Below are 25,169 nucleotides of genomic sequence, written 5' to 3'. Positions count from 1 at the left end.
TCTTCAGATGTTCCTGACGCGGGTACTCGGCACGCGCGACCGTTCGGTGGCTTGTCCGATGTACACACCTTCAGCAGCGGCATCTCCAAGAATCAGGGCGCCGGCGCCGATGATGCATTTCTCGCCGATGGTGACGTGATCGCGAAGGGTCGCGTTGACGCCGAGAAAACAGCTTTCCCCGATCGTCACACGGCCGGATACGACGATGTGCGAGGCCAGGAAACAGTGGTCCTCGATACGCGAATGATGCCCCACGTGATTACCGCTCCACAGGGTCACGTTGTTGCCGATGCGCACGAAGGGCTGAACGGTATTGTCTTCCAGGATGAAGCAGTTCTCGCCGATGTCCTCTGTCAGCACCGAGGCTCGCGAACTGATGTAGCTGACCATTTCGTAGCCCAGCGCCTTGACTGCCAGATATTTTTCCTTGCGGATCTGGTTGAGCTTGGAATAGCCGAGCGCGACGAAAAAGACATACCGGTCTGGTGGGTAGATTTGGGTGACTTCATCGAATGCCACCACCGGAAATCCCTTGAAGCTCTTGTCGGCCGGCATGTAGGCGGGATCGACAGCAAACGCCTCGACCTCATAGTCGGAGTCGTTGGAAAAATAATAGAGTGCGAGCTCGGCGGCGTCGGTGAGACCAAAAATAATCAGTTTTTTCATTCGATGCTCCGCGCCTCAGCCTGACGGTAGACGTTCCGGACGATAGTGTAGGGCCTCTGTTTGACTTCGGAGTAGATCTTGGCGAGATAAATCCCGACCACGCCGACGAATGCGATGATCAGACCGCCGAGCAGCCAGATCGAAGCCATCAGCGACGTATAGCCGCTGGGTGGGTTCGCCAGGAGCAGCCAGTTGATGATGAGAAAGCTCGTGTAGGCGGCCGACAGCAGGAAGATCGCGCAGCCCACGCCGAAGATTCCCACCAGCGGTGCACTGCTGAAGGCAGTAATCGAATTGACCAGTTGCGCCACTTTCTTTCCCAGCGTGTAGGTCGTCTCGTCACGACTGCGCTTGACGATGGCCTGCGCACGCTGATCGAAGCCGGTGATGACCCACAGACCCGCCATGAACAACTCGCGTTCGTCGTGCTGAATCAGCGCGTCCACATAGCGGCGCGACATCAGCCTGGCGACGACGATATTGTCGGGCATATCCAGCCCGCTGAGGAAACGGAAGAGTTTGTAGAACACCTGCCCGGTCCAGCGCTCAAAGTGCTTGCCTTTTCGCTGTTGCTGGACACCGTAGACCACATCGGCCTTTTCGCGCTCCATCTGCTCGCTGAACGAGAGCAACCATGCCGGATCTTCCTCCAGGTCGCTATCGAGCAGGAAGACACGTTCACCGCAGGCATGTCGCAGGCCCGTCATCATGGCCTTGTGGTGGCCGAAGTTGCGCGAGAGATCGACGACCACCACGTGGTGATCGGCTTCGCTCAACTGGACGGCCAGTTCCAGGCTTGAGTCCGGTGAGCCGTCGTTGACCAGTACGATCTCGTAATCGTCTCCGACCAGTTGTTGTGCCGCCTGGCTTGCACGGAGATGGAACTCCTCGACGAACTTGGCCGAGCGGAAAAGCGTAGCGACAATGGACAGCTTCATGCTTTGACATGCCTCATGTAACGGTGCGCGTCTTTGCCGCAATTGAACAGCAGATCCAGGACGGTGACGCCATGGGTGAATTCCCCCCAGAGTTGCGGATACTCGGGGAAGCCGGCGTAATCGAACCATTGCAGCGCAATGCCAGCGGCGTCGAACAGCGGCGCCTCAATGTAGTCCTTTGCCGCCGGCCCCGACAGGTAGTGCGTCGCACCGGCCTGCTGACAAAGGTCCACCAGGCGGGCAGTCCGGGTTTTGTCGCCGGTAGACATATAGTCCCAGCAATTCGTAATTCGGGTTTCAATACCGATGTATCGGCAAATCGCTTCCATGAACTTCCGGTTCATCGCCGACAGCCCCGTGTGGGTCTCCACCAGATAGAGCGGCTCGAGCCACTGGGCGACCTCATCGAAGAAAGGCGCTCGCCGATAGTTGCTCTGCAACGTTTTCCAGTGCTTGGCTTGCCAGGCAGGCGCCAGTTCGACATCGCGAATGCGGCGACTGATGCCTTGCCCGACAGGCACGCTGAGCCATTGGACGCCTTGCGGCGTCTTGATCAGGTTGCGATTGCGCCAGTCGTTCTTGGTGAACTGCATGTCGTCGTAGAGGATGAACTCATCGACGGCAGCGATCATGTCGAAATAGCCCTTCCAGGGTATGTAGTTCGACTGGAGAATGGCGACGGTCTTCATGGCTGCTTGCTGCTCGCGTCCCAGGCGGCCGGGTAGTAACACCCCTGGCATTTTGCCTGCGCGACCTGCTGGAAATGGAATGAAATGCAGAACAACAGCGCCAGCGCCCAGAAACGCAACGCAGCCGGTGAAGGTTTGAACGCAAAATTCAGAACAATGGCAACGAAAACCGGTGCCATCAGCAGGTAGTCATACAGGTACGGATGAATGGCAATGGCCTGCGGCCACAGCAGGCTGCTCATCACATACTGCGAAAAAAGCAGGTAGTAGAACAGGCTGATGCCGGCCAGCGGGGAGGTTCCCGTCGGTGCCGCAACGCCGGCAGGTTCACGCCGTTTGATCATGCGGAAACAGGCCAACTGGGCTACCAGGAACAGGATCGGCACGGCAATGGTTGGAATTGGCCGCGGGAACTGTGGATCAAGTACCGACTTCACGACGTTGGTGAAATAAGTGGTGTCGCCATCCAGGCCAGCGCGAAACAGCCAGCCGCTGTTGGACGAGGTGAAACCCAGTGCCTTCGATATCAGAGGGGACGGCAGATAGAAGGCAACGGCCGCAACGAGGGCCACCAATGCCAGACGACACATCCGTCTGTCGAGACCGTCGCTGCGGCATGCCCAAACCAGCAAGGCGACGCCCAGCAACGCCGCCGAGATCGGAGAAAACACGGCAAAACACACGATCACTGTCATGACCGTTCCGGACCGTTCCTGATTTTTCCAGATCAAGAACGCAGCCATCGCTTGGAACGCAAATATCAATGGGAACGTGTTGTCGACGTTGAATCTGGCCGAAGAAATCCAGAATCCAGGCATCGATACCATGAATACGACCGATAACAGAATCAGCAGTCCCTGACCGAATGTCAGGCGCTTTTCCACCAGACGGGACAGAAAAAAGAACGTAACACCAGCCAGCGAAATGATGTTCAGGAAAGCCCCTGTCACTCTCATCGGCAATGCATGCACATACATTTCTACTTTATAGAGGGCGTACATGTAGAACAGATAAGCCGTGGCGTGGTTGGAATACGCGATCTTATTTGCGTAGTTCTCCATCGAATAGAAGACGAGGAAACCGTGCTGCGAAAAAGCGTGTTGCTCCCAGATGGGGAACGTGTAGCTTCTCAGGCGCTCGGGCTCGGTCGCAATCTGGCTTGCCGCTACCCCGAAGCCCAGTGAGTACACCAAACCGATGGTTATGACGACCGCCAGCAAGTATAAACAGGAGAAAAGCTTGTTATTTCTTATAAAGATCATCTTTTCTAGTATTCACAATACGCTTGGGATAATTGGTGCCAGTGCGGGAGGCCCAACGCGGCATTTGCTGCCAAACGAGGTAATTACGGTGAGGCGGCGGCGCAATCATAATCTAGATATACGGCCTGGTGAAGCACTCCTCATAGAGAATGGCGAATTGACTCATCGTGCTTTTTAGTCGTGGGCGGGTGTTGGCGAAGCTGCCAACCGCGCGCGCAGGCAGCAACAGTCTTTCGAGGCGATTAGTCTTTAATGGCAGGCGCTCGAATGACAAGTCGCTTGTAATCAGTAGGTCCCGGGGTCGATTCCTGGTGCCGCACCACCCAAGGTTCCAGAGAAGGCTTTCAAAATCTCTGACCCTCCCTGAAAAAACAGTCTTCTGGCGGTTTTTTCGTTTAGACGCGCCATCGGTTTCCGCCAGAAACTGGTGGACTCCAACCGCTTGCCACCTGGCAAACCTACAGACCGCACCTACAAGCTTTTCGACGGCGATAGCCTCTACCTCCTAGTCCAACCCAATGGCCGTAAAGGCAGAAGCCGTTGCGCTTCCAATACAAGTCTTCACTCGGTTGCGGGGCTTGTTGAGAAAGATGAAAAACACGGGGTCGAACACCGCCACCTTGATGTCCAGCTCGACCAGGGCAGCGCGTGCTCCAACTAGACGCCGGATAGATTTAGGCAAGCCAACTCACCGTCATTGATCAGTGTTGCAAAAAAAGGGGGTGACCATAGATTTTCGACTTTTGCATCGGGTCGCATCATGGCAACAGGCTCCAGAAAGAATTCGGGAGCGCAGCATCGGCCATCAAATATCGGCTTGGAATGTGGTCTTCATGGAGCGCTTACTAACAATCAGGGCTCAAGACGACGCTGCTGGTAGATCAAATCGACAATCTCTCCGTCCGGAGCGTAACCGCTGACCGTGTCCCGCAGGAGCTGGCGGACCCGCGAATAATCATCCCGCTCAATGGCAGACAGCAATTCCGTCAGCTTGCCCTTCAGCACCTCCCAAGGCAGATGGTCTTCATTGGCGCTCATGATCATCGGGTGCTGGGTGGCGGCGACGTTGTCACCGATCAGCAGCTCTTCGTAGAGCTTCTCGCCTGGACGTAGCCCGGTGAACTCGATAGCGATGTCGCCATGCAGATTTTTTTCCGAGCGAACGCTCAGGCCGGACAAATGGATCATCTTCTCGGCCAGCTCGACGATCCTCACGGGCTCGCCCATGTCCAGGACAAAAACGTCGCCGCCCTGCCCCATGGAGCCGGCCTGGATCACCAGCTGCGCCGCTTCAGGGATGGTCATGAAGTATCGAGTGATCTTCGGATGCGTGACAGTCAGCGGACCGCCTGACTTGATCTGTTTGTGAAACAACGGAATGACCGAACCCGAAGACCCCAGGACGTTACCGAACCGCACCATTGTGAAGCGCGTTTTGTTCACGCGCGAAACACTGCTCGAATCACCGAACAACACCGGAGCCAATTCGCGACTCAGCGCTTGCAACGTCAACTCGGCAAGACGTTTGGTGCTGCCCATCACATTGGTTGGTCGCACGGCCTTGTCCGTCGAAATCAGCACAAAGTTGGCCACTCCAGCCTGGAGCGCGGCCTGCGCGGTATTAAGCGTGCCAATCACATTGTTGAGTACACCTTCGGCAATGTTGTGTTCGACCATAGGGACATGCTTGTAGGCGGCGGCGTGATACACCGTGTCTACTCGCCAGGTTTTCATGACATCGAGCAACTTGTGCGGGTTTCGAACCGACCCAAGAATCGGCAAAATACGGATGGACAGCGACTCTCGAGCGACCCGCTGCTCCAGTTCGGACAAGATAGAGTAGAGATTGAACTCACTGTGTTCAAACAGTAGAAGCGTTGTCGGGCGTAGCGCCAAAATCTGTCGGCAAAGCTCTGAGCCAATGGAGCCCCCGGCGCCCGTGACCAACACGGACTGCCCAGTTATGCAATGTTCGAGCAAGTCAGCCTGGGCCGGGACTGCGTCACGCCCGAGCAGGTCGGCAATGTCTACTTCCTGGATATCGTCGACCTTGACCCGACCGCTGGCCAGATCCATGAAACCTGGGACACTTCGTACGTGCAACGGAAAGCCTTCGAGAAACCCTAGAATCTCACGACGGCGTCCACGGTTGGACGATGGAATGGCGAGGAGAATTTCCTGAGCGCCCGTGTAGTCGATCATCTGCTGAATGTGCTTGGGCTTATACACCTTCAGTCCAGAGATCACCCTGTCGGCGATTCCGCTATCGTCGTCGATAAAAGCAACAGGCCGCATGGCGCGTCCCATCCGTAAGGCCGCGACGAGTTGATTACCCGCAGAACCTGCGCCATAGATAGCCACTTTCGGCAGACCGTCATCGCGACTGGTGAACGGGACGTGCTGGGCAGCGCTGAACCAGTCGCCCATAAAATACTGACGCATGGCCAGTCGCAGCCCGCCGATCATGATCAAGCTCAACCACCAATAGTTGAAAATGACCGAACGAGGAACGACGTTTTGATGATTGCTGTACCAGTACACCACAACGCCAAGTATCAAGGACGATAGTGTCACCGCCTTGATAATGGCAATGAGCGCGTCATTTCCAAAGTACCGCATGACCGCACGGTACATGCCAAAGCGAACGAAAAGAGGGATGGCGATGACAGATGCACTGACAAAAAGCCAGACGTGCTGAGTGAACGGGTTGACTAACTCGTCCACCCCAAGTCGCACAACAAACGCCATCCACAGGGCAAACCAGACCAACGAAATATCAGTCAGGACCTGCAGAATGCGTTTATGTCGTCTTGGCAGACTTAACAACCTTGCCCGAATCTTATCCATAACCCCTCTAAACACCTCTAGAAGCTACTAGCATTGATACAGCAACTACAGCTTTTGGTAGCTCATTTACCGACAAAGCAATACTCAAAAACCAATGTGTCCATCACGCCTTGCCAGCGATTTCCAACTCGCCCGCGTGAAACTTGAAAGCCAGCAAGACCAGAGGCACGTAGGCCAGGAGCAATCCTGCCACGCCATCGAGATATTGCATGACGACCAATATAGCCACGGGTACTAACCACAACAAATTGATCGCCGCTATTGCCAGCGTGACTGCCCGATGGCTGCCATATTTTCGTGAAGCATACTGGTATCCATGACTGCGATGGGCCTCATAGACCTTGTCCCCTCGCAATAGCCGACGAATGAGGGTAAAGGTGGCATCCACAATAAAGACGCCCAACAAAATGAGCCAGGCCCAGAGAAACAGTGGATTCGTCCATGCCGCATACAGCGACATCACCGCCAATACGATGCCCAGAAAACCACTGCCGGCATCGCCCATGAAAATCTTCGCTGGCGGGAAATTCCAGACAAGGAAACCCAATACAGCCATCGCCAGCACCAGCGGAGCAATTGCAAGACTGGTGTGGCCTTCAATCCAGTAGACCAGGCAAGCACCGGCACAGGCACAAATCGCCTCGACGCTGGCCAAGCCATCAATGCCATCCATGAAGTTGTAGAGGTTGAGCATCCAGACCAGATAGAACGCTGCGATGACATAACCGAACCAGCCGAGACTGAACTCGTGACCGAACAGATTGACCGGCGCCATCCCCCCCATCCAGAACAAGGCCCAGATGGCACCCGCGAAATGCGCAAGCAGGCGCCAACGCGCGGCAATATGCCCATGGTCGTCGAGAAAACCAACGATCGCGATCCAGCCGCCTGCCCCCAGCAGAGCCAGCGCCATCGGCCAGGCGACGGCATCTGTCCAGGCCAGGACAGGCAGCGCAATCAGAAAACTCAGGACGATAGCCACACCACCACCCCGAGGGGTCGGGACCGAATGTGAACTACGCGCATTAGGAATATCGATCAAGCTGCGTGCCAACGCGTATTTGCGCAATGCACCTGTGCCCAAGAATGAAACACCCAGCACCAACGCCAACAACCATATTGTGTTCAAAGGTCAACTTCCTGAAACAGCCAAAACCAACTCTGCAATTGAACCGGCACTGTCATAAGCCAGCTTAGCGCTGCCTTTCCTTGTAGTAGTTGGCAGCCGAAACAAGCGCCTCATCGACGCTGACTGGAGGAGTCCAGCCCAACAATTCTCGAGTTTTGCTTATATCGACCTGCAACGAGCCGCACAGCCGTTGCGACAAAGCCTGCTTGCCCAGAAGCTGCGCCCCCCGCTCAAGCAACACGCTCGGCACAGGCAACAAGCGTGCAGGCTTACCCAATGCCTGTGCCATCCGCGTCAACAATTGCGTCGTGGACAGGTCCTCCCCATCACTGACGAGGAAAGTCTGATTGGCGGCGGCCGGATGACGGATGCAGGTCACGATCAAGTCCGAAAGATTTTCGAGCGCGACCAGGCTACGCCGATTATGGATAGCCCCGAATGGCAAGGGTATGCCCTTGTCCAGCCAACGCATCATGTTCAGAAAGTTGGCTCTCACACCCGGGCCGTAAACCAGCACCGGACGGATGATCACCACCTCCATCCCGGAGACGCTCGCAATTTCGCGCAACCCCTGCTCGGCCTCCATTTTCGAAATGCCATACGGATCCCCAGGCGCGGGAGTCGCGTCGGCGAAGTAAGGCTGATTGAGCGGCGTACCTTCGCCATTCACCTTGATCGAACTGATGAACACAAAGCGACGAACACCCAACGAGGCTGCTTGCCGAGCGAGGCTGAGCGTGCCTTCGACATTCACCTTGCGAAACGCCTCCAGCGGATCGGTTTCGGTGTCATTCATGACGTGAACGCGTGCCGCGCCATGAATGACAACCTGCACTTGATCCAGCGCCTGCGACCAATCGGTATCAGCACTGAGCCCGGCGGTTCGAACGGTAGTAACGCGCGATGGACAGTCAGGCAAGGCGTGCCCACGAATCGCTGCCACCGGCTCCAGATCGTCAGAAGCCGCCAGACGACCCAATACCGCGCGACCAACGAAACCCGTAGCGCCTGTCAATAAAACACGCATTTTTCAAACCTCGACGACACTCAGGATTTCGACCAGACAGTACGATTGATGTAGTCGGTGTAACTCAACACGACCCGAACTACCTGCTTCGACACAGGACCTGCCTGGTAATCCCTCACGACCGGGATAACGCGCCGGGTACGATCATGCTGGCTGGTCACCACACGAACGGCATCCAGAACGCCCTCCACTTTCAGGCCGCTCATGATCAGGGTGCCTTCATCCATCCCCTCCGGACGCTCGTGCGCATTACGAATGGTAATGGCAGGCAAGTTCAGAAGAGAGGCTTCCTCGGTGATGGTGCCGCTATCGGACAGCACGCAGAATGCCGACATCTGCAACTTGATGTAGTCGAGCAGACCGAATGGCTTCGAGAAGCGAATCAGAGGGTGATCCAGCGATTCACCTATCGCTTCCAGACGCTTGCGGGTACGAGGGTGCGTGGAAACGACAATCGGGTACTGGTACTTGTCCGCCAGGGCTCGCAGCGTGTTGAGCAAGTCGCGAAGGTTGTCCGGCGTATCGACGTTTTCCTCACGGTGAGCGCTGATGATGAAGAACTTGTCCTGCTCCAGGCCTTCTCGCGCCAGCACGTCGGAAGTGAGGATCTTCGGCATGTAATAGTCGAGCACCTCTTCCATGTGCGATCCGGTCTTGATGATGGTTTCAGGACGAATCCCTTCAGCGATCAGGTAACGCCGGGCATGCTCGGTCAGGACCATATTGATATCGCTGAGGTGATCGAGCACCTTGCGATTCAGTTCTTCAGGGACGCGCTGATCAAAACAACGGTTGCCGGCCTCCATGTGGAACACCGGAATCTTGCGGCGCTTGGCGGCAATGACGGCCAGACAGGTATTGGTATCGCCGTAGAGCAGAAGCGCATCAGGCTTTTCGGCCTCAAATACTTCATCCGCCTTCGAAATCACTTCGGCGATGGTCTTGGCGGCGGTATCGCCGGCGGCACCCAGGAAGTAATCAGGCTTACGGATTTCGAGATCATCGAAAAACACCTGATTCAATTCGAAGTCGTAGTTTTGACCCGAGTGAACCAGCACGTGATTAACCTGCTTATCGAGCTCGGCAATGACGCGACTCATCTTGATAAGTTCTGGTCGCGTACCAACCAGCGTCATGACCTTAAGCATCAAGTTGCTCCTGAATGTAATCCAGATTCAACAGAACTTTCTTCACGCCTTCTACATCGAGGCGTTCTGTATTGTGGGAGGTGTAGTCGTCGAGATCGGATATCTCTTGTTCACCTTCAACAAAAAACTTCTTGTAGTTAAGGTCGCGATTATCCGAAGGAATACGGTAGTAGCGCCCCATGTCCTCGGCTTTGGCCATTTCTTCACGGGAGATCAGCGACTCGTAAAGCTTTTCGCCGTGGCGAGTACCGATGATCTTGACGGCGTTGTCGCGAGCAAACAGCTCTTTGAGCGCTTGCGCCAGGTCCGCCACTGTCGAGGCAGGTGCTTTCTGGACGAAAATATCGCCTTGCTCGGCATGCTCGAACGCATGCAGAACCAGGTCAACAGAATCCTCGAGCGACATCAGGAAACGTGTCATGTTCGGGTCGGTGACGGTCAGCGGTTCGCCATTCTGCAGCTGATTGATGAACAACGGGATCACCGAGCCGCGCGATGCCATGACGTTACCGTAGCGGGTTGCGCAAATCACCGGGCCCGTCGCCGGAATCATCCGCGATTTGGCAACCATCAGCTTCTCGGCCATGGCTTTGGAAATACCCATGGCATTGATCGGGTAAACAGCCTTGTCGGTACTCAGTACAACAACACGTTGCACACCCGAAGCAATGGCTGCATTCAACACGTTTTCGGTACCCATGACGTTGGTACGCACGGCCTCCATCGGGTAAAACTCGCAGGAAGGCACCTGTTTCAGCGCTGCGGCGTGGAAAATGTAATCCACCCCCACCATAGCCTGATCGAGGCTATCGCGATCACGTACGTCACCGATATAGAACTTCACTTTGTCATTCGACAAAGCAATGCGCATGTCTTCCTGCTTTTTTTCGTCACGACTGAATACGCGAATTTCTTTTACATCGGTATCCAGAAAACGCTTCAACACCGTGTGGCCAAACGAGCCTGTGCCACCGGTGATCATCAAAACCTTATTATCGAACATAATTACCTTCCAAAATTTTATTGAATTTAATGATCAACGCAACGCGCGCATCGATTTAACCAATTCCAACCACGAAGGTGGAACGTAACCGGTTGCTGCCTGAAATTTCGACGAGTTCAGTGAGCGATCTATAGACACTTGACTATCCGCGATGATATCGATTTTCTTTTCGTAAACTTCCGCTATCAGCTTCAGAAGAGACAGCTTGTCAATTGGTGCCACCGAAACATGATACAGGCCGTTGAGCTGCGGATTCGGGATCACGTAGTCGCGAATGACGCGTGCCAGCTCTACGGTAGGAAGCCCCGAAAAAATGGCTTTCTCATAACCCTTGACCGCCCCGTCCTGAGACAGGAACCAGTCCACCAGCGAATACTGGCTCCCCAGTTCGTGACCAATGATGGAGGTTCGCAGCGTGATAGCATTCAGGTCCGAGTGAAGCTCACCAATGTACTTGGACTTACCGTAGAGGTCCTCTGCATCGGACATATCCTCCTCGGTGTACATGCCTTTGCGGCCAGAAAACACACAATCGGTGCTGATATGAATCAAGCGGGAACCGGACAACGCGCACAACTTGGCGATGCGATGCGGCAACATGGCATTGATAGGTAGTGCGGAAAGGGGGTCCTTAGCGTCAGACAATTGCTTGATGAGCCCGACGCAGTTGACGACGACATTCGGCTTGACCCGTGCCAGCACCGAAACCAGCGAGTCCTGGTCAAGCACGTCGACATTGCTGATCAACGAACCGTGCATGTCCTCAGAAAAGTATCTTGCGCCACCCGGATTGCGCAAAGTGCCCCACACCTCGAAGTGCGGGTTTCCATGGAATTGCCTGAACACCGTGCTACCCAGCATTCCGGTGACCCCTAACACAAGAACTTTCATTTTGAGCTACCTTTCAATTCATTGATCCTGCTACTGAGGATTTCGACCAGACGCTGGCTTTGCCGCTTCATTTCGAAATGCTCCAGGTAGTACGCCCGACCTGCCCGTCCCAACGACTCCCGTTCATCCGAAGTCATGTGAAAAAGTTGCTCGATGCAGCGGGCCATTCCTTCGGCGTCTTGCGCCGCAGTGGTCAAACCGGCTCCGGCCTCCAGGATGACACGCGTACCCTCGCCATCCAGCGCGGCGACAATCGGCCTCCCCGCTGCCAAGTAAGCCTGGACTTTACTGGGGATGGTATAGGAGAATGCCTCATCCTGCTTCAACGTCACCAACAATCCCTGCGCACGACTGAAAAAATGCGGCATTTCAGTGGCCGCAAAGCGTCCGGCAAGAATAAGGTTGTCCAAACCGCGGGATTTCTTCTGGCTTTCGATCCAGCTCAACATGCTGCCGCTACCGACCAGTACAATCCTGACCTGCGACAAATGGCGAAGCTTATCAGCTACCTCAACGAGGGTCTCGACCGATTGTGCGGTCCCCAGGTTTCCGGCAAAAACAAGACAGAAATGATTGTCAAGTTCCGCGAGCAAGGCTTCGGAAATCCGGGTCTCCTCGACACTCGGCGGTGCGTCCTGATAGGAGTTGGGATAATACACAACTTTGCCAGGATCGGAATAACGGGCAACCGGGCCTTGAAACGCCCTCGATTGAACAAGCAGCGTATCGACGAAGGCGTAAATACCTTTCACCAGCCAGCCTACAACGCGCAATATTGCCTTGTTCTTGATGAACCCGGTCGCACTCAAGCTCTCTGGCCAGAGATCCTGGACCCATACAACCAGATGGCTTTTGAGTTTCCACTTCAAGTAAATCGCCGGAATAACCGAGGTAATTGGAGATGGAGCAAACACAAAAATCGCATCATAGGCATCCCCTTTCACTGCGCCTGGGTAGTGCTTCAAGCCATTCAAGATAAATGACAAATAGTTCAATATGAGGTTTTTTGCACCAGAAGTACCACGAGGTCTGAGCGGTGCACGGAAAACACTGACAGAGGACTCGAACTTTTCTTCCTGAGTGCCGGAGGCACTGTAGCCATTAAAGACTACACCATCCGGGTAGTTTGGCTTTCCGGTAAGAATTTTTACAACGTGGCCTTGGGCAGATAAAGTTTTAACCAGGTCATTGATAATAAAAGACTCTGGCCAAAAATATTGCGACACCACAAGAACCTTCATTTATCAAACACCTTTTTTGGGACTCACGGCCAACGCCAGCAACTCTGACCATGTTTTTTTTGAAGTTTTTTCCCAGTCAAACTTATCGCTCTGCGTCACCGCCGCAACGGACAACGCCTTCAAAGTATCAGGGCTTGTCAGCGCCTCAGACAGCACACTTTTTATGTCTTTTGAATCAAACGGAGAAAAATACAGTGCTGCATCAGCTCCAAATTCCGGCATCGGCATTACGTTGGAGCAAATCATCGGTCTTCCGGAAGCGAGCGCTTCGAGAAGAATATTAGGGCAGTTTTCACACGATGAGGCAAAAAGATTTAGATAGGCGTGATGATAAAGTGGAGGAAGCATCTGATAGGGAATAGCGCCCAATAACAGTACTTGGCCTTCAAGGCCTAGCGTTGCAATTAGAGACTTGACTCGATCGGCCTCCGGCAGGTTTGTTTCGCCCACAAGAACCAATGGAAATTTTTCGCGAAGTTCCTTTGGCAGTTCCGCATAAGCACTAACCACTTCATAATGATGCTTGTAAACATCAAATCGCGACACGTATAAAACATATTCTCCAGCGGGTAAAAAATCCGGCCGAAGAACAGCAGAATCGCCATGTGTCCTGAATACCGAGCCGATTCCGTGAGGAATCGTAACTGGATTCTTGATATTGGTCAGTGACTCAATGACACTTCGCGCATAATTTGAGATGAATATCGTCAGATCCGCTTCCCGCATGCTCTTGAGCATAATACGATTCAACAACCAATTTCGCAGGCGCTGCAATCCAAGTGGAATACTTTTGCGTACTCGCAAATCAAATGGAATCATGTTCCGAAACATTGTCGCAACTTTGCAACCTGTTGGAGCAGAGGACGCCACTACGCCGCCGGGACAAAACAATACGTCAGCTTTCTCAGCCTTCAAAATACCGGGCAGCACCCACCGCTCCCACACGGCTCTCACAATCGGGTTTTCAGTGGGCCAGGCCGGTTCGACCCGTTTGATCCTCGGGTGATCAGGCAGTTTGAGTGACGCCGGGGCGAAAACCAGAATCTCAAGATTTGCATTGTCAGGTACGAACTGAAAAAGATTAATCAGATATGTCTGACCTCCACCAAGACGGGCAGAGAGCGCATTGAAAACTATCTTCATGGGAAACCTTTTGCTCAATCTGAATTAGTGGCTATTTTTATCGAGCCAGGATTGGAACATTAGAATATTCCACAAATGAAGACTGCGATCGTATGTTCCGTTCTGATGCTGGAGCCATGCCGAGCGGATTTTTTGAGAATCGAAGTAGCCCTCTCTCTTCAGCCGTTCCTCCGTTAACAGGTCCTCTGCCCACTCCTTCAGCGGTCCTCGCAACCATTGAGCCAATGGGATAGAGAACCCCGCCTTCGGCCTGTCAAAAAAAGAAGTAGGAACATATCGCTTAAGAAGCTCGCGAAGCGGCCACTTTCCCACACCATTTTTTATCAGTTGGTCTGACGACAAGGAAAACGCGAGTTCCGCAACCCGATGATCAAGCAATGGAGCGCGGGTTTCCAGGCTTGCGCTCATCGCACCACGATCCACTTTAACCAGCAAATCGTCAGGCAAATACTGAGAGACGTCCCAGCGACGCATTTCCTCGACGTAATCCACTGCCGCCCCCCAGGAAATTACGTCGTGCCGTTGAGCATCGACACCCAGCACCACATTGTCGGTCGACTGCCACTGAGACATCAAACCAGTATACATCTGCGCCAGACTTTCAGAGCCCAACAGCTCGGACATTCTGTAGATACGTCGACCATTGACTTTGGTTCGAAGGCTGCCCGGCAGAATCGAACAGACGTTGTCCCACCCTTTGGAAGAGAGCGAACGAAGTGAATAAGCCATGACCTGGCGCGCAGGCAACGGCAGCTTTTTTATACGCTCCCATAGCCCGGCAGTAATCTGATAACGGGGATATCCGGCAAAAAGCTCATCACCACCATCACCGGACAGGGCAACGGACACATGCTGTTTTGTCATCCTGGAAACCAGGATTGTAGGTATTTGCGAGGAGTCAGCAAATGGCTCGTCGTATATTTCCGGCAGGTGCGGAATTATTGAAACAGCATCATCGGCACGCAGATAAAACTCGGTATGGTTAGTCCCCAAGTGCTTGGCAATAGCTTTGGCGTAAGGTGCTTCATCAAACTCAGGCTCATTAAACCCGATCGTGTACGTGTTGATACTGGCAGAGCTTTGTGATTGCATCAACGACACTATCAAGCTTGAATCGACACCACCGGACAAAAACGCACCAAGTGGAACATCGGCGATCATTTGCGATTTTACTGCAGCAGACAATCTTTGACCGACAACATCCACAACTTCCTTATCGCTGGCCTGCGAAAGCTCGTGTTTCAACTCGCCAGCTGGCGGTAACGACCAGTAGGAAACGGGTTCCAGCACACTAGAAAACGAGCCGACACTCAAATAGTGTGCCGGCGCCAACTTTTTAATGCCTTCATAGATGGACTCCGGAGCCGGAACGTAACCATATCTTACAAACTTGGCTAGCGCATGACGATCAATTCGCAGATCGCTACCAAATACAGCCTTGATCGCCTTCAACTCGGAGGAGAAGACAAAACGGTTGCCCACAATACCGTAGTAAAGTGGTTTCTCTCCCATTCTGTCTCGTGCCAATGTAATCGTTCTGGAAACTTTATCCCAAACCGCAAAAGCAAACATACCCACCAGGTTTTCAAGGGTTTTTTGTACCCCCCACACACCGAGCGCTGCAAGCAACACTTCTGTATCAGAGTGCCCGCGCCAGACGCGCGTCAACCCTGACGCAATCAACTTCTCGCGCAACTCATTAAAATTGTAGATTTCACCATTGAAAACAATAATATACCGCTCATCATCGGAAATCATCGGCTGACTGCCGTGTACCGAGAGCTCCAGGATCGAAAGCCGCCGGTGTCCCAGCGACACTCCACTATCGGCATCTGACCAAACTGCTCCATCGTCGGGCCCACGATGTATCAGCGCATCCACCATCTTGCCAACGGCAACGGCGCCTTGCTGATCCTGCTTCCACCCGACAACTCCCGCAATTCCGCACATACCGACTATCTCAATCCAATGAAAATATTAAAACTCACTTCAAAACCCGAACGAGCTTCATCGTGAAGAATAATCCTAATGCCATCACATAAAAAACCAATGAGTTCAGCAAGTATATTTCGCCGTACCAAACAGAGTGCATAACCGATGAAGCACACAGCATGTACAAGAAAATTCGCAAAAAATCATCCTCGCGGCAGCGCGAGTCGATCAACCGCCAGAAGCAGACACTGATGAATCCATTGAGGAAAACACCAAACAGTCCAAAATTCTCAAAAGCCACGCCAGCAGCGTGGATCCCACCGAGCCCGGTAATATAATACCAGAAGGCAGGATTATCCACCATAATGGGTTTTTCCATACCCAAAGCCGAATATAAAGGTGACGGTGGCAAAGAAAGAAACATATCGAGGTAGGTTTGGCCGTAACGCAGATGCTCCCCATCCCAAAAATTGGTTAACTGCTGAACGAGCGGTAAAATTATCGCATTCCAGGAGTTGAACAAGAAATACTGTGCAATATTATCCGACGTAAAGGGCACATCCATTCGGGTCATTGAAACAACAACACCGCTGAGGAGCAGAAAAGCCATGAATACAGCAACGGACAACAGAGTTTTAAGCTTGACAAACTGATTATAGCGAAACAACAGCCCCAGAATCGAAGCGACAACCACGACAACAAAATCACGTTTCCCCGCAATTGAGTTGACAATAGAATAAGAAACCACCAGAGCCACAGACACAAAAAACATCGATCTGGATGGGTAGGAAAATGCCAAGGCAATGATCGCAATGATGGAAAAAACTATCACTGACTCGATACCCGTGAACATTTCAAGCAGTGCGCCCGCGTTCACGAACCTGAAGCTGATAAGGAAGACGGACAGCGCAATAAAAATGAACCCTGCTAACTTGAAGTCCGACGCAGAAAAAAATGTTTTTCGCTCTACGTGCAAATTTCTGGGCGGCACCAGCAATGACAATAGATAAGCAACGAGTCCACCAGCAACACCAAGAAACCAGACCAGCGAAAGTCGGAATACTAATATGTCATCCAGATAAAATTCATAGTCTCCAATAGGCCAAAGTTTAATGGTGTCGCCCCACAAGCAACTGACGAGCCCCAAAAAAGGCACCGAATAGCAAACGGCGTACAACGCAACGAGATATTTTTTTGATATCAGGCACAGAGCGCATTGCACAAGCAATAACAGCAAGCACGTCGAAACCAGTAATATAACCATTAACCTTGACCCAAAAAAATAACGCAACTGAACCGTAAGCCAGACTCAATACTGGCCCCAATATTACTTTCAGCCATGCACCTTGTGTCACCAACGCACATGTTCAACATGTTCATCACTGCACCAACTTACGACCACCCAGGACCGCAAGCACGGCAATTTGAGCTGCCAGCGCAAAAACAAAGGACCTGAAAAGATCGACTGCCAACATATTGCCTTTTAACCCTGCAACTACTGTCAGCAACAAGTAAACAAACGCATAAATACAGCTACCAAGAAAAACAACCCTGGTCATGTTTTTACTGTGCAATATTTGAGTGACGATTGTAGTCGTAAGCCCTATGCCACCCGCCAGTACTGCGTAAGCCAGAAGATCATTTTTGCTGCAAAACCTACTACCGAGCAGGCACAGCCAATAGCTCTGCGACAACACCAGGAACACAGGCAAGCAAACTGAAATTGATAGCCCGAGCATCAAGTACAACTTACTAGCACTCTTCCCGCGTCCTGCCAGCTTTACAATGGCATAGGATGTCAGCGAGCTTGGCAACACAGTGACCAGGATATAAAAAAGGAAAAACAGACTAAAATAGCCAACCTCCGACACATTCAAGCTCGATTTGGCAAATATCATTAGACAAACAATATGAACAGGTGCCCCGAGTAGCATACTACCAGCAATAGTCGGAGCCCCTGAGCGCGAAAGCAATGCCGCAATTTGTCGAAAAAAAGAAGACTCTCGCCCCCCCTTGTCATCATGGCTGAAGTGGTTTTTCTTTATTGTAAAGAATCCATATGCAGGCGCGATTAGTGTACAAATCGCGAGAGTCAGAATGACCCCTTCTATTTGCCCTGTAATCTTCGCAATGGAAACTACCAGCAACAATCCAAGAAGACCATGGGCCGCCAGTGCAACAGCCCATTTCCCCGAGGCGTTAAGGGAAAACATCAACCCGGTTATAGTCAAATTACAAACACAAGCGAAACCTAGAAAAAATGCACCGATCAGTAAGTAACCAGGATTCATTCCGTAAGAAGAAGCAGGCGCCGGAAAAATCAAAAACACGATGACACAGAGAGCAGCTACAATGATACCGCCCCATAACATGAGTCCCAAGGAAGTCTTGTAATTTACTTCCTCTGCGTTCAGGACCGCATAACGACTCAACGCCACACTCAAGCACTCTCCTACCACCGTTGCGATGCCTGTGACTATCGCGTAATGGTAAGAAAACACACCGTATAGTTCGACACCTAAAATTCTTGCCAAACTGAACAACAATACAAACATGCAAAGCTTGTTTGCAAGAACGGTGATTGCGCAGATCTCTTTAATCACCAGTCTTAACTTCCCGCAAAGAACGAGACATACCAACTTGCTGCTTTCAACATACCCTCACCAACAGTGAAAAGCGGTTTATAGCCCAACAAACTCTTAGCCTTATCAATATTCGCCTGCGAGTGCCTTACGTCGCCAGCCCGGAAATCCCGATAGACCATCTCCGATGTAGACTTGACATCAACGCGAGCCAAAGCGTCCTTGATGCAGAAAAAAACTTGATTCAATGTTGTTCTGTCACCGACGGCGACGTTGTAAACATTATTCTTTGCTTCAGGACTGGCACAGGCAGCCAGTATATTGGCTTGCACTGCGTTTTCTACGAAGCAAAAGTCCCGACTTGTTTCACCATCGCCATTGACGAAAACCTCTTCGTTATTGATCATGGCCGCCGTCCACTTAGGGATCACGGCTGCATAGGCGCCGTTCGGATCCTGACGCTTGCCAAAGACGTTAAAATAGCGAAGCCCAATGGTATTGAACCCGTATGTACTGGAAAAAACCTCAGCATACAGTTCGTTTACATACTTTGTGACCGCATAAGGGGACAGCGGCTTGCCAATCACACCTTCAACCTTTGGAAGTCCAGGATGATCGCCATAGGTAGAACTCGACGCGGCATAGGTAAAACTTTTTACTTTCGCATCCTTCGCCGCAACCAACATATTCAGAAAACCGTCGATATTGGTGCTGTTCGTTGTAACGGGATCATTGATGGAGCGTGGAACAGAGCCTAATGCTGCCTGGTGCAAAACGTAATCCACCGGAATATCGGTGGCCGCAGGAAAAGTCATCGCGGTTCTGCAATCGTCAATATTTCTGATATCACCTTTTACCAGCACGAAGCGCGACCATTGCTCAGGACTCACTACTGATTGCACTTCATCGAGATTATGCTGGTGCCCTGTTACAAAGTTATCGAGACCTACAACCCGCTGATCTAATTGCAGCAGTGTCTCCAGTAAATTGGAGCCAATAAACCCGGCCACCCCCGTAACCAGCCAAACCTTTGGGGATTGTTGAATTTCAGCTTTAACTTCTTCGAAACGGATCATTTGACTCTCGACTTGTTTTTCCGGCGGTAACGAACCAGAATCTTTACAGCCCCTGATATTCAGAGACGCAGATCTGATTGAGAGGCATCCAGCAGGTACTTGAGATCATAGAGAACGTGCTCAGCTTTACCCAGGCTGCGAATCTGTTCAGCCCCCATCGCAGAGAACTCATTGTGTGCGACAGCCAAGATGATACCGTCGTAAGAATCAACCTGTGGTTGCCCGATAGGAGTGATTGAGTACTCGTGCATTGCTTCCGCCGCATCTACCCACGGATCATAAACATCAACAACAATATTGAATTCAGCGAGTTCATTCACGATATCGATGATTTTAGTGTTACGCAGGTCCGGGCAGTTCTCTTTGAACGTCAACCCCATGATCAAGACGCGAGCACCATCAACATGAATTTTGCGTTTGAGCATCGCCTTGACAAGTTGAGATACCACATATGCTCCCATGCTGTCATTCAAGCGACGACCCGCCAAAATGATCTCCGGATGATATCCGATGGATTGCGCCTTGTGAGTCAAGTAATAGGGATCTACACCGATGCAGTGCCCGCCAACCAGTCCCGGACGGAAAGGCAAGAAGTTCCACTTCGTCCCCGCCGCCTCCAGGACCGCCTGAGTATCGATACCCATTTTATTAAAAATAAGTGCCAACTCATTGATCAGGGCAATATTCAAGTCGCGCTGTGTATTTTCAATAACTTTTGCTGCCTCGGCAACCTTGATACTTTTGGCCTTATGAGTGCCGGCGACAATTATTCTATTATACAAAGCATCAACCAGATCAGCGACCTCTGGAGTGGACCCAGCTGTCACCTTCTTGATGGTAGCAACACGATGCTCTTTATCGCCAGGATTTATCCGCTCCGGACTATAGCCTGCATAGAAATCGACATTAAACTTCAGTCCGGATACTTTCTCCAGCACTGGAACACAGTCTTCCTCAGTAGCGCCAGGATAGACTGTTGACTCATAAATAACGATATCGCCTTTTTTCAAAACACGTCCAATCGACTCACTGGCTTTAACCAAAGGAGTCAGATCCGGTCTCTTATGCTCATCAATCGGAGTTGGGACGGTAACAATATATATATTGCAGGCAGACAACTCTTCCAGCACAGAGCTAAAGTTTAAACCCGACGCAGAACGCAACTCAGAATCAGACACTTCGAGAGTAGCGTCATGACCTGCCTTGAGCGCCTCGATTCGAAGCTGGCTGATATCAAATCCGACGACTTGCATTTTTTTGCCAAACTCAACCGCCAGCGGCAAGCCCACATAACCGAGCCCCACTATGGCCAACTTCACATCTTCGAGTTTAAGCATTGTTTTCCCTTGCCTTTCATCAATATTTAAGTCAATCGCAAAAAACGCGCCAAATTTCGCGTTTTAGAACAAACATTACGTCTGCGTAAACTAGAAATTATACCGAAAGCGCCTACCTATGGGAGCCATAAGAATTTTCAGAAAGCCAACGAAGAGCTCAACCCCCTCCTTTCCGCCTGCACACACTCAGAGCCGCGCCTGCAACGCAACTACCAATCTTTGATCGCACCCGACCTAGCATGGCACCAAGCACACATTCAACCCCACACATTAAAAAACACGCGAACCCTGGATAGCGGCGTTTTGCCCGTAAGCATTCCTGTCAGGATTGACAGCCGCAAGGGCGCTGAAATCAATACCCCAACCAGAACCCGATCCGTTTCGACCAAACGGCCAAACAGTCTATATCTGAGCCAAGGACAAAAATTCCTCCCTGGGTGATTTCCTACAAACCTCGCTATTCCGGCCTAACGACAAACAGCCCACGAAGCAATACGAAAGCAATGCCTGTGATCAGGCCAGCAATAACACCCAATACAAGGATCAGCGCCTTGTTAGGCTTCACCGGTTTATCTGGCAACTCCACAACCCCGTCTTGCCGATAAACGGACACCACCGCCGGCTCGATTTTCAGCCCCTTGAAGAAGCTGTATCGCTCCTGAAGATCACGCAAGTGATCCGTAAAAGGGTCATCGGACTTGCGCGCCTGTATACTTTCAATTTCTGCCCTTAGCGCTTTCGAGCCACGCATATACGTAAGCTGACCAGACTCCCCACCTGCAATGGCCGACTGACTCACCGTGATCGCTGGCGGCTTCTCCAGACCGATTGACTCGGCAATCTGCAGCGCCTCACCCAACCTGGCAATTGTGTCTTCTCTCACCTTGCTGCTTTTCTCTCTGACGAAACCAATCTGCTGCTCCACATTACGAGCCCAGACCTCATTCTCAATTGAAATGTTCTTGATTATTTCGTTCTTGGCCAATTCACCAGCCTGAGCCACATATTCAGCAACCCACTCTTTGGCCTTCTCGGGATCAGTGGTCCGCACGACAATCGAATACCTGTCAGAGCTAGCACCGAGCGGCGGAACTACACGCAACACCTCGGAAAACTCCGAACGCAGGACATCCCGGGATTTTTTTTGCTCATCCAGTGGCAAACTCGGCACATAAATCTTGTTAAAAAAATCTAGACGGAGGGACTCTGCCTGCAGATATCGAGTGTAAATATCATAGACATCTTTAACTGTGTAAAGAGCCAAACCCGACTCTTTTATTCGACCGTAGTTTAAGTTGGATATATCACTCTGAGACGGCGACGTCACAAAAACTTTCGCCTCATAGACGGGAGAGGCCAGAAAAGCATAGCTCGCTGCTATAACAGCCCCCAAAACAGCAGAGCCGACAACAACAAGTTTCCGCCTTAAAATTCCACGAACAAATCTTTGAAACTCAAAATCTTCCAGCCCATTATCTTTTTTTGAATCAACACTCATATATTGCTAGCCTTTTTCACTTAAGCGGTTATGTTAACTACAAAAACAAAACCATTTGAGATAAGTCAACATAAACCAGACAGAGACGAAGGAGACTACAACAGTCCTTTTCTAAAGTCACGAAAATATTTTATTACGCCGATGGGCGCGCAAATCAATAATACCAAGCAAAATCAACGCCCAGCCTATCGTCCGCACCTCCTCTCCAGGAAATGAGCCACCACGCCCCTCTACCAAAAATCACCCCCATCAGGAACAAAGCAACTCCGAACAGCGAGATCTGTAGCTAGGCTGACGAAAAACCGAAGAGGGAAACTACGACAAACTGCTAGCTTTCCAGCACGAAGAGCAGCAAGCTTGTAATTCATATTAACAAGACAAGCCCAGTGATCATGAATCGCTTGATGCGACTCTTATCTCAGCAACTCATCGCCACCTAAACCTTCCTCCTCCTCATTTACACGATCACGCAATTCTTTACCCGGTTTGAAATGCGGGACGAATTTGCCGTCGAGACTGACAGACTGCCCAGTTTTCGGATTACGACCAACCCGTGGAGCGCGGTAGTGCAGAGAGAAGCTGCCAAACCCCCGGATCTCGATACGATCTCCAGTAGCCAGACATTGGGACATTTGCTCAAGCATGGTCTTGATGGCCAGCTCCACATCCTTAGATGAAAGCAGCCCCTGATGGGTCACAATTCGTTCGATCAACTCCGACTTCGTCATATTTTTCCCTTCTTTTTCAAGCAACTAGGAAAAGTGCTTCGAAGGTTTTAGCACGACTGAAGGGTTTTGAACAGCCCATGCATCGACCTATCCATAAGGTTAGAATATACCCCCCATACAGGCATCCAATAGGACCACTAGCCCCCCATTTGGTTTCCTCGCCTCAAATTTCACCCACAAAAAAGGGCGACCGAAGTCGCCCTTTTTCTATGGTCTGACAGAACTTAGTTCTGTTTTTCCATCTGAGCACGCAGCAGAGCACCGAGAGTGGTGTCGACTGGAGCATCCGAAGCAGCTGGCTTGTCGCGCAGGCTCTGGATGGCTTCTTTTTCGTCTTCAACGTCTTTCGACTTGATCGACAGCTGGATCACGCGGCTCTTGCGGTCAACGCTGATGATCTTGGCTTCTACTTCTTCGCCTTCTTTCAGAACGTTGCGCGCGTCTTCAACGCGGTCACGGCTGATTTCGGAGGCTTTCAGAGTCGCTTCGATATCGTCGGCCAGAACGATGATGGCGCCTTTGGCGTCAACTTCTTTCACAGTGCCTTTAACGATGGCGCCTTTGTCGTTAACCGAGACGTACTCGGAGAACGGATCGCTTTCCAGTTGCTTGATACCCAGGGAGATACGCTCACGCTCCGGGTCAACCGACAGGATAACGGTGTCCAGCTCGTCGCCCTTCTTGAAACGACGTACGGCTTCTTCGCCCACTTCGTTCCAGGAGATGTCGGACAGGTGAACCAGACCGTCGATGCCGCCGTCCAGACCAATGAAGATACCGAAATCGGTGATCGACTTGATGGTGCCGGAGATCTTGTCGCCCTTGTTGAACTGGCCAGAGAAGTCTTCCCATGGGCTCGACTTGCACTGCTTGATGCCCAGGGAGATACGACGACGCTCTTCGTCGATGTCCAGAACCATGACTTCCACTTCGTCGCCGACTTGTACGACTTTCGAAGGGTGGATGTTCTTGTTGGTCCAGTCCATTTCGGAAACGTGTACCAGACCTTCAACGCCTTCTTCCAGCTCAGCGAAGCAGCCGTAGTCGGTCAGGTTGGTCACACGAGCGGTGACGCGAGTGCTTTCTGGGTAACGGGCCTTGATAGCGACCCATGGATCTTCGCCCAGTTGCTTGAGGCCCAGGGAAACACGATTGCGCTCGCGATCGTACTTCAGAACCTTGACATCGATCTCGTCGCCAACGTTGACGATTTCCGATGGGTGCTTGATGCGCTTCCAAGCCATGTCGGTGATGTGCAGCAGGCCATCGACGCCACCCAGATCGACGAATGCGCCGTAATCGGTGAGGTTCTTGACGATACCCTTGACTTGCTGGCCTTCCTGCAGGGATTCCAGCAGAGCTTCACGCTCGGCGGAGTTCTCGGCTTCCAGGACGCTGCGGCGGGAAACGACAACGTTGTTGCGCTTCTGGTCCAGCTTGATGACCTTGAACTCGAGCTCTTTGCCTTCCAGGTGCGTGGTGTCGCGCACTGGACGGACGTCAACCAGAGAACCTGGCAGGAACGCACGGATGCCGTTAACGTCGACAGTGAAGCCGCCTTTAACCTTACCGTTGATAACGCCCTTGACCACTTCTTCGGCTGCGAAGGCTGCTTCCAGAACGATCCAGCATTCAGCGCGCTTGGCTTTTTCACGGGACAGCTTGGTTTCACCGAAGCCGTCTTCAACCGAATCCAGCGCCACGTGAACTTCGTCACCGACGTTGATGTTCAGCTCGCCAGCATCGTTGTAGAACTGTTCTAGCGGGATCAGAGCTTCAGACTTCAGACCGGCGTGGACAGTGACCCAACGAGCTTGGTAATCGATATCAACGATAACACCGGTGATGATCGAACCAGCCTGAAGATTAAGGGTCTTCAAGCTCTCTTCAAAGAGTTCCGCAAAGCTTTCGCTCATTTTAATTCCTGTTGATAAGGGCGAAGAATACGCCCATCTGCCACACCCCAGACGGTGTGGGTTACGTTCATATGAAAGAAGCCATGCAGGACTATGACTGGTCCCCTGCACGCTTC

Annotated in this window: 20 protein-coding genes; all 20 read right to left on the bottom strand. The window is 51.9% G+C overall.

What is annotated here, in order from left to right:
* Nucleotides 1-3 precede the first annotated feature (3 nt).
* Entirely contained in the window at nt 4-666 is a 663-nt protein-coding gene (locus UCMB321_RS19545) for an acetyltransferase (protein ID WP_040070018.1), read from the bottom strand.
* Nucleotides 663-1,604 carry a glycosyltransferase family 2 protein gene (locus tag UCMB321_RS19540; RefSeq protein ID WP_040070016.1) on the bottom strand — a complete coding sequence of 314 codons (942 nt, stop codon included), beginning with the start codon at nt 1,602-1,604 and terminating at the stop codon, nt 663-665. The genes UCMB321_RS19545 and UCMB321_RS19540 overlap by 4 nt, the downstream gene beginning before the upstream one ends.
* Nucleotides 1,601-2,293, bottom strand: a complete 693-nt coding sequence (locus UCMB321_RS19535; RefSeq protein WP_040070015.1) for a WbqC family protein — start codon at nt 2,291-2,293, stop codon at nt 1,601-1,603. Before UCMB321_RS19535 ends, UCMB321_RS19540 begins: the two co-directional genes overlap by 4 nt.
* On the bottom strand, nt 2,290-3,513 hold the full coding sequence (locus tag UCMB321_RS19530; RefSeq protein ID WP_040070014.1) for a hypothetical protein: 1,224 nt from the start codon (nt 3,511-3,513) through the stop codon (nt 2,290-2,292). The genes UCMB321_RS19535 and UCMB321_RS19530 overlap by 4 nt, the downstream gene beginning before the upstream one ends.
* Nucleotides 3,514-4,407: 894 nt before the next feature.
* Entirely contained in the window at nt 4,408-6,402 is a 1,995-nt protein-coding gene (locus UCMB321_RS19525; protein ID WP_040070012.1) for a polysaccharide biosynthesis protein, read from the bottom strand.
* A gap of 103 nt (nt 6,403-6,505) precedes the next feature.
* Nucleotides 6,506-7,531 carry an MraY family glycosyltransferase gene (locus UCMB321_RS19520; protein WP_040070010.1) on the bottom strand — a complete coding sequence of 342 codons (1,026 nt, stop codon included), beginning with the start codon at nt 7,529-7,531 and terminating at the stop codon, nt 6,506-6,508.
* 64 nt (nt 7,532-7,595) lie between these two features.
* A complete protein-coding gene (locus UCMB321_RS19515; RefSeq protein WP_040070008.1) occupies nt 7,596-8,558 on the bottom strand; it encodes a UDP-glucose 4-epimerase family protein in 963 nt (320 codons plus the stop codon).
* A 20-nt stretch (nt 8,559-8,578) separates the two neighbouring features.
* Nucleotides 8,579-9,706, bottom strand: a complete 1,128-nt coding sequence (wecB, locus tag UCMB321_RS19510) for a non-hydrolyzing UDP-N-acetylglucosamine 2-epimerase (RefSeq protein ID WP_040070006.1) — start codon at nt 9,704-9,706, stop codon at nt 8,579-8,581.
* Nucleotides 9,699-10,709: a nucleoside-diphosphate sugar epimerase/dehydratase gene (locus UCMB321_RS19505; RefSeq protein ID WP_040070004.1), complete on the bottom strand. Its 1,011-nt coding sequence runs from the start codon at nt 10,707-10,709 to the stop codon at nt 9,699-9,701. The genes wecB and UCMB321_RS19505 overlap by 8 nt, the downstream gene beginning before the upstream one ends.
* A gap of 33 nt (nt 10,710-10,742) precedes the next feature.
* Entirely contained in the window at nt 10,743-11,600 is an 858-nt protein-coding gene (locus tag UCMB321_RS19500; protein WP_040070002.1) for a dTDP-4-dehydrorhamnose reductase family protein, read from the bottom strand.
* Nucleotides 11,597-12,841, bottom strand: a complete 1,245-nt coding sequence (locus tag UCMB321_RS19495; RefSeq protein WP_040070000.1) for a glycosyltransferase family 4 protein — start codon at nt 12,839-12,841, stop codon at nt 11,597-11,599. Before UCMB321_RS19495 ends, UCMB321_RS19500 begins: the two co-directional genes overlap by 4 nt.
* 3 nt (nt 12,842-12,844) lie before the next feature.
* Complete coding sequence (locus UCMB321_RS30245; protein WP_084615108.1) at nt 12,845-13,984, bottom strand: glycosyltransferase family 4 protein; 1,140 nt, start codon at nt 13,982-13,984, stop codon at nt 12,845-12,847.
* Nucleotides 13,985-14,008: 24 nt separating this feature from the next.
* The gene (gene asnB, locus UCMB321_RS19485) at nt 14,009-15,934 is read right to left on the bottom strand and encodes an asparagine synthase (glutamine-hydrolyzing) (RefSeq protein WP_040069997.1); all 1,926 of its coding nucleotides are present in this window, start codon (nt 15,932-15,934) and stop codon (nt 14,009-14,011) included.
* A 34-nt stretch (nt 15,935-15,968) separates the two neighbouring features.
* Complete coding sequence (locus UCMB321_RS19480) at nt 15,969-17,153, bottom strand: hypothetical protein (RefSeq protein ID WP_157016012.1); 1,185 nt, start codon at nt 17,151-17,153, stop codon at nt 15,969-15,971.
* 142 nt (nt 17,154-17,295) lie between these two features.
* Complete coding sequence (locus tag UCMB321_RS19475) at nt 17,296-18,519, bottom strand: oligosaccharide flippase family protein (RefSeq protein WP_040069993.1); 1,224 nt, start codon at nt 18,517-18,519, stop codon at nt 17,296-17,298.
* Nucleotides 18,520-18,524: 5 nt separating this feature from the next.
* Complete coding sequence (locus UCMB321_RS19470; RefSeq protein ID WP_040069991.1) at nt 18,525-19,574, bottom strand: NAD-dependent epimerase/dehydratase family protein; 1,050 nt, start codon at nt 19,572-19,574, stop codon at nt 18,525-18,527.
* Between the two features lie 59 nt (nt 19,575-19,633).
* Nucleotides 19,634-20,911 (bottom strand): Vi polysaccharide biosynthesis UDP-N-acetylglucosamine C-6 dehydrogenase TviB, encoded by a 1,278-nt coding sequence (gene tviB / locus UCMB321_RS19465; protein ID WP_040069989.1) that lies wholly within the window; start codon nt 20,909-20,911, stop codon nt 19,634-19,636.
* 457 nt (nt 20,912-21,368) lie between these two features.
* Nucleotides 21,369-22,409, bottom strand: coding sequence for an LPS O-antigen chain length determinant protein WzzB (locus UCMB321_RS19460; RefSeq protein WP_040069986.1), 1,041 nt, complete (start codon nt 22,407-22,409; stop codon nt 21,369-21,371).
* 413 nt (nt 22,410-22,822) lie between these two features.
* Nucleotides 22,823-23,137 (bottom strand): integration host factor subunit beta, encoded by a 315-nt coding sequence (ihfB, locus tag UCMB321_RS19455; protein ID WP_040069984.1) that lies wholly within the window; start codon nt 23,135-23,137, stop codon nt 22,823-22,825.
* Nucleotides 23,138-23,361: 224 nt separating this feature from the next.
* Nucleotides 23,362-25,053: a 30S ribosomal protein S1 gene (rpsA, locus tag UCMB321_RS19450; protein ID WP_040069982.1), complete on the bottom strand. Its 1,692-nt coding sequence runs from the start codon at nt 25,051-25,053 to the stop codon at nt 23,362-23,364.
* Between the last annotated feature and the right edge of the window lie 116 nt (nt 25,054-25,169).

Origin of the sequence: Pseudomonas batumici (assembly GCF_000820515.1) — a bacterium.
In the GTDB taxonomy this organism is placed as follows: Bacteria; Pseudomonadota; Gammaproteobacteria; order Pseudomonadales; family Pseudomonadaceae; genus Aquipseudomonas; species Aquipseudomonas batumici.
The sequence above is the reverse complement of the archived record's forward strand: the minus strand, read 5'-3'. Positions and strand labels throughout refer to the sequence as shown.

Bases quoted from the DNA above. Each gene is read 5' to 3' on its own strand.
- tviB (WP_040069989.1), bottom strand. From the start codon at position 20,911: ATGCTTAAACTCGAAGATGTGAAGTTGGCCATAGTGGGGCTCGGTTAT.
- UCMB321_RS19460 (WP_040069986.1), bottom strand. From the start codon at position 22,409: ATGAGTGTTGATTCAAAAAAAGATAATGGGCTGGAAGATTTTGAGTTT.
- UCMB321_RS19470 (WP_040069991.1), bottom strand. From the start codon at position 19,574: ATGATCCGTTTCGAAGAAGTTAAAGCTGAAATTCAACAATCCCCAAAG.
- UCMB321_RS19495 (WP_040070000.1), bottom strand. From the start codon at position 12,841: ATGAAGGTTCTTGTGGTGTCGCAATATTTTTGGCCAGAGTCTTTTATT.
- wecB (WP_040070006.1), bottom strand. From the start codon at position 9,706: ATGCTTAAGGTCATGACGCTGGTTGGTACGCGACCAGAACTTATCAAG.
- UCMB321_RS19545 (WP_040070018.1), bottom strand. From the start codon at position 666: ATGAAAAAACTGATTATTTTTGGTCTCACCGACGCCGCCGAGCTCGCA.
- ihfB (WP_040069984.1), bottom strand. From the start codon at position 23,137: ATGACGAAGTCGGAGTTGATCGAACGAATTGTGACCCATCAGGGGCTG.
- UCMB321_RS30245 (WP_084615108.1), bottom strand. From the start codon at position 13,984: ATGAAGATAGTTTTCAATGCGCTCTCTGCCCGTCTTGGTGGAGGTCAG.
- UCMB321_RS19500 (WP_040070002.1), bottom strand. From the start codon at position 11,600: ATGAAAGTTCTTGTGTTAGGGGTCACCGGAATGCTGGGTAGCACGGTG.
- UCMB321_RS19515 (WP_040070008.1), bottom strand. From the start codon at position 8,558: ATGCGTGTTTTATTGACAGGCGCTACGGGTTTCGTTGGTCGCGCGGTA.
- UCMB321_RS19540 (WP_040070016.1), bottom strand. From the start codon at position 1,604: ATGAAGCTGTCCATTGTCGCTACGCTTTTCCGCTCGGCCAAGTTCGTC.
- UCMB321_RS19535 (WP_040070015.1), bottom strand. From the start codon at position 2,293: ATGAAGACCGTCGCCATTCTCCAGTCGAACTACATACCCTGGAAGGGC.
- UCMB321_RS19505 (WP_040070004.1), bottom strand. From the start codon at position 10,709: ATGTTCGATAATAAGGTTTTGATGATCACCGGTGGCACAGGCTCGTTT.
- rpsA (WP_040069982.1), bottom strand. From the start codon at position 25,053: ATGAGCGAAAGCTTTGCGGAACTCTTTGAAGAGAGCTTGAAGACCCTT.
- asnB (WP_040069997.1), bottom strand. From the start codon at position 15,934: ATGTGCGGAATTGCGGGAGTTGTCGGGTGGAAGCAGGATCAGCAAGGC.
- UCMB321_RS19525 (WP_040070012.1), bottom strand. From the start codon at position 6,402: ATGGATAAGATTCGGGCAAGGTTGTTAAGTCTGCCAAGACGACATAAA.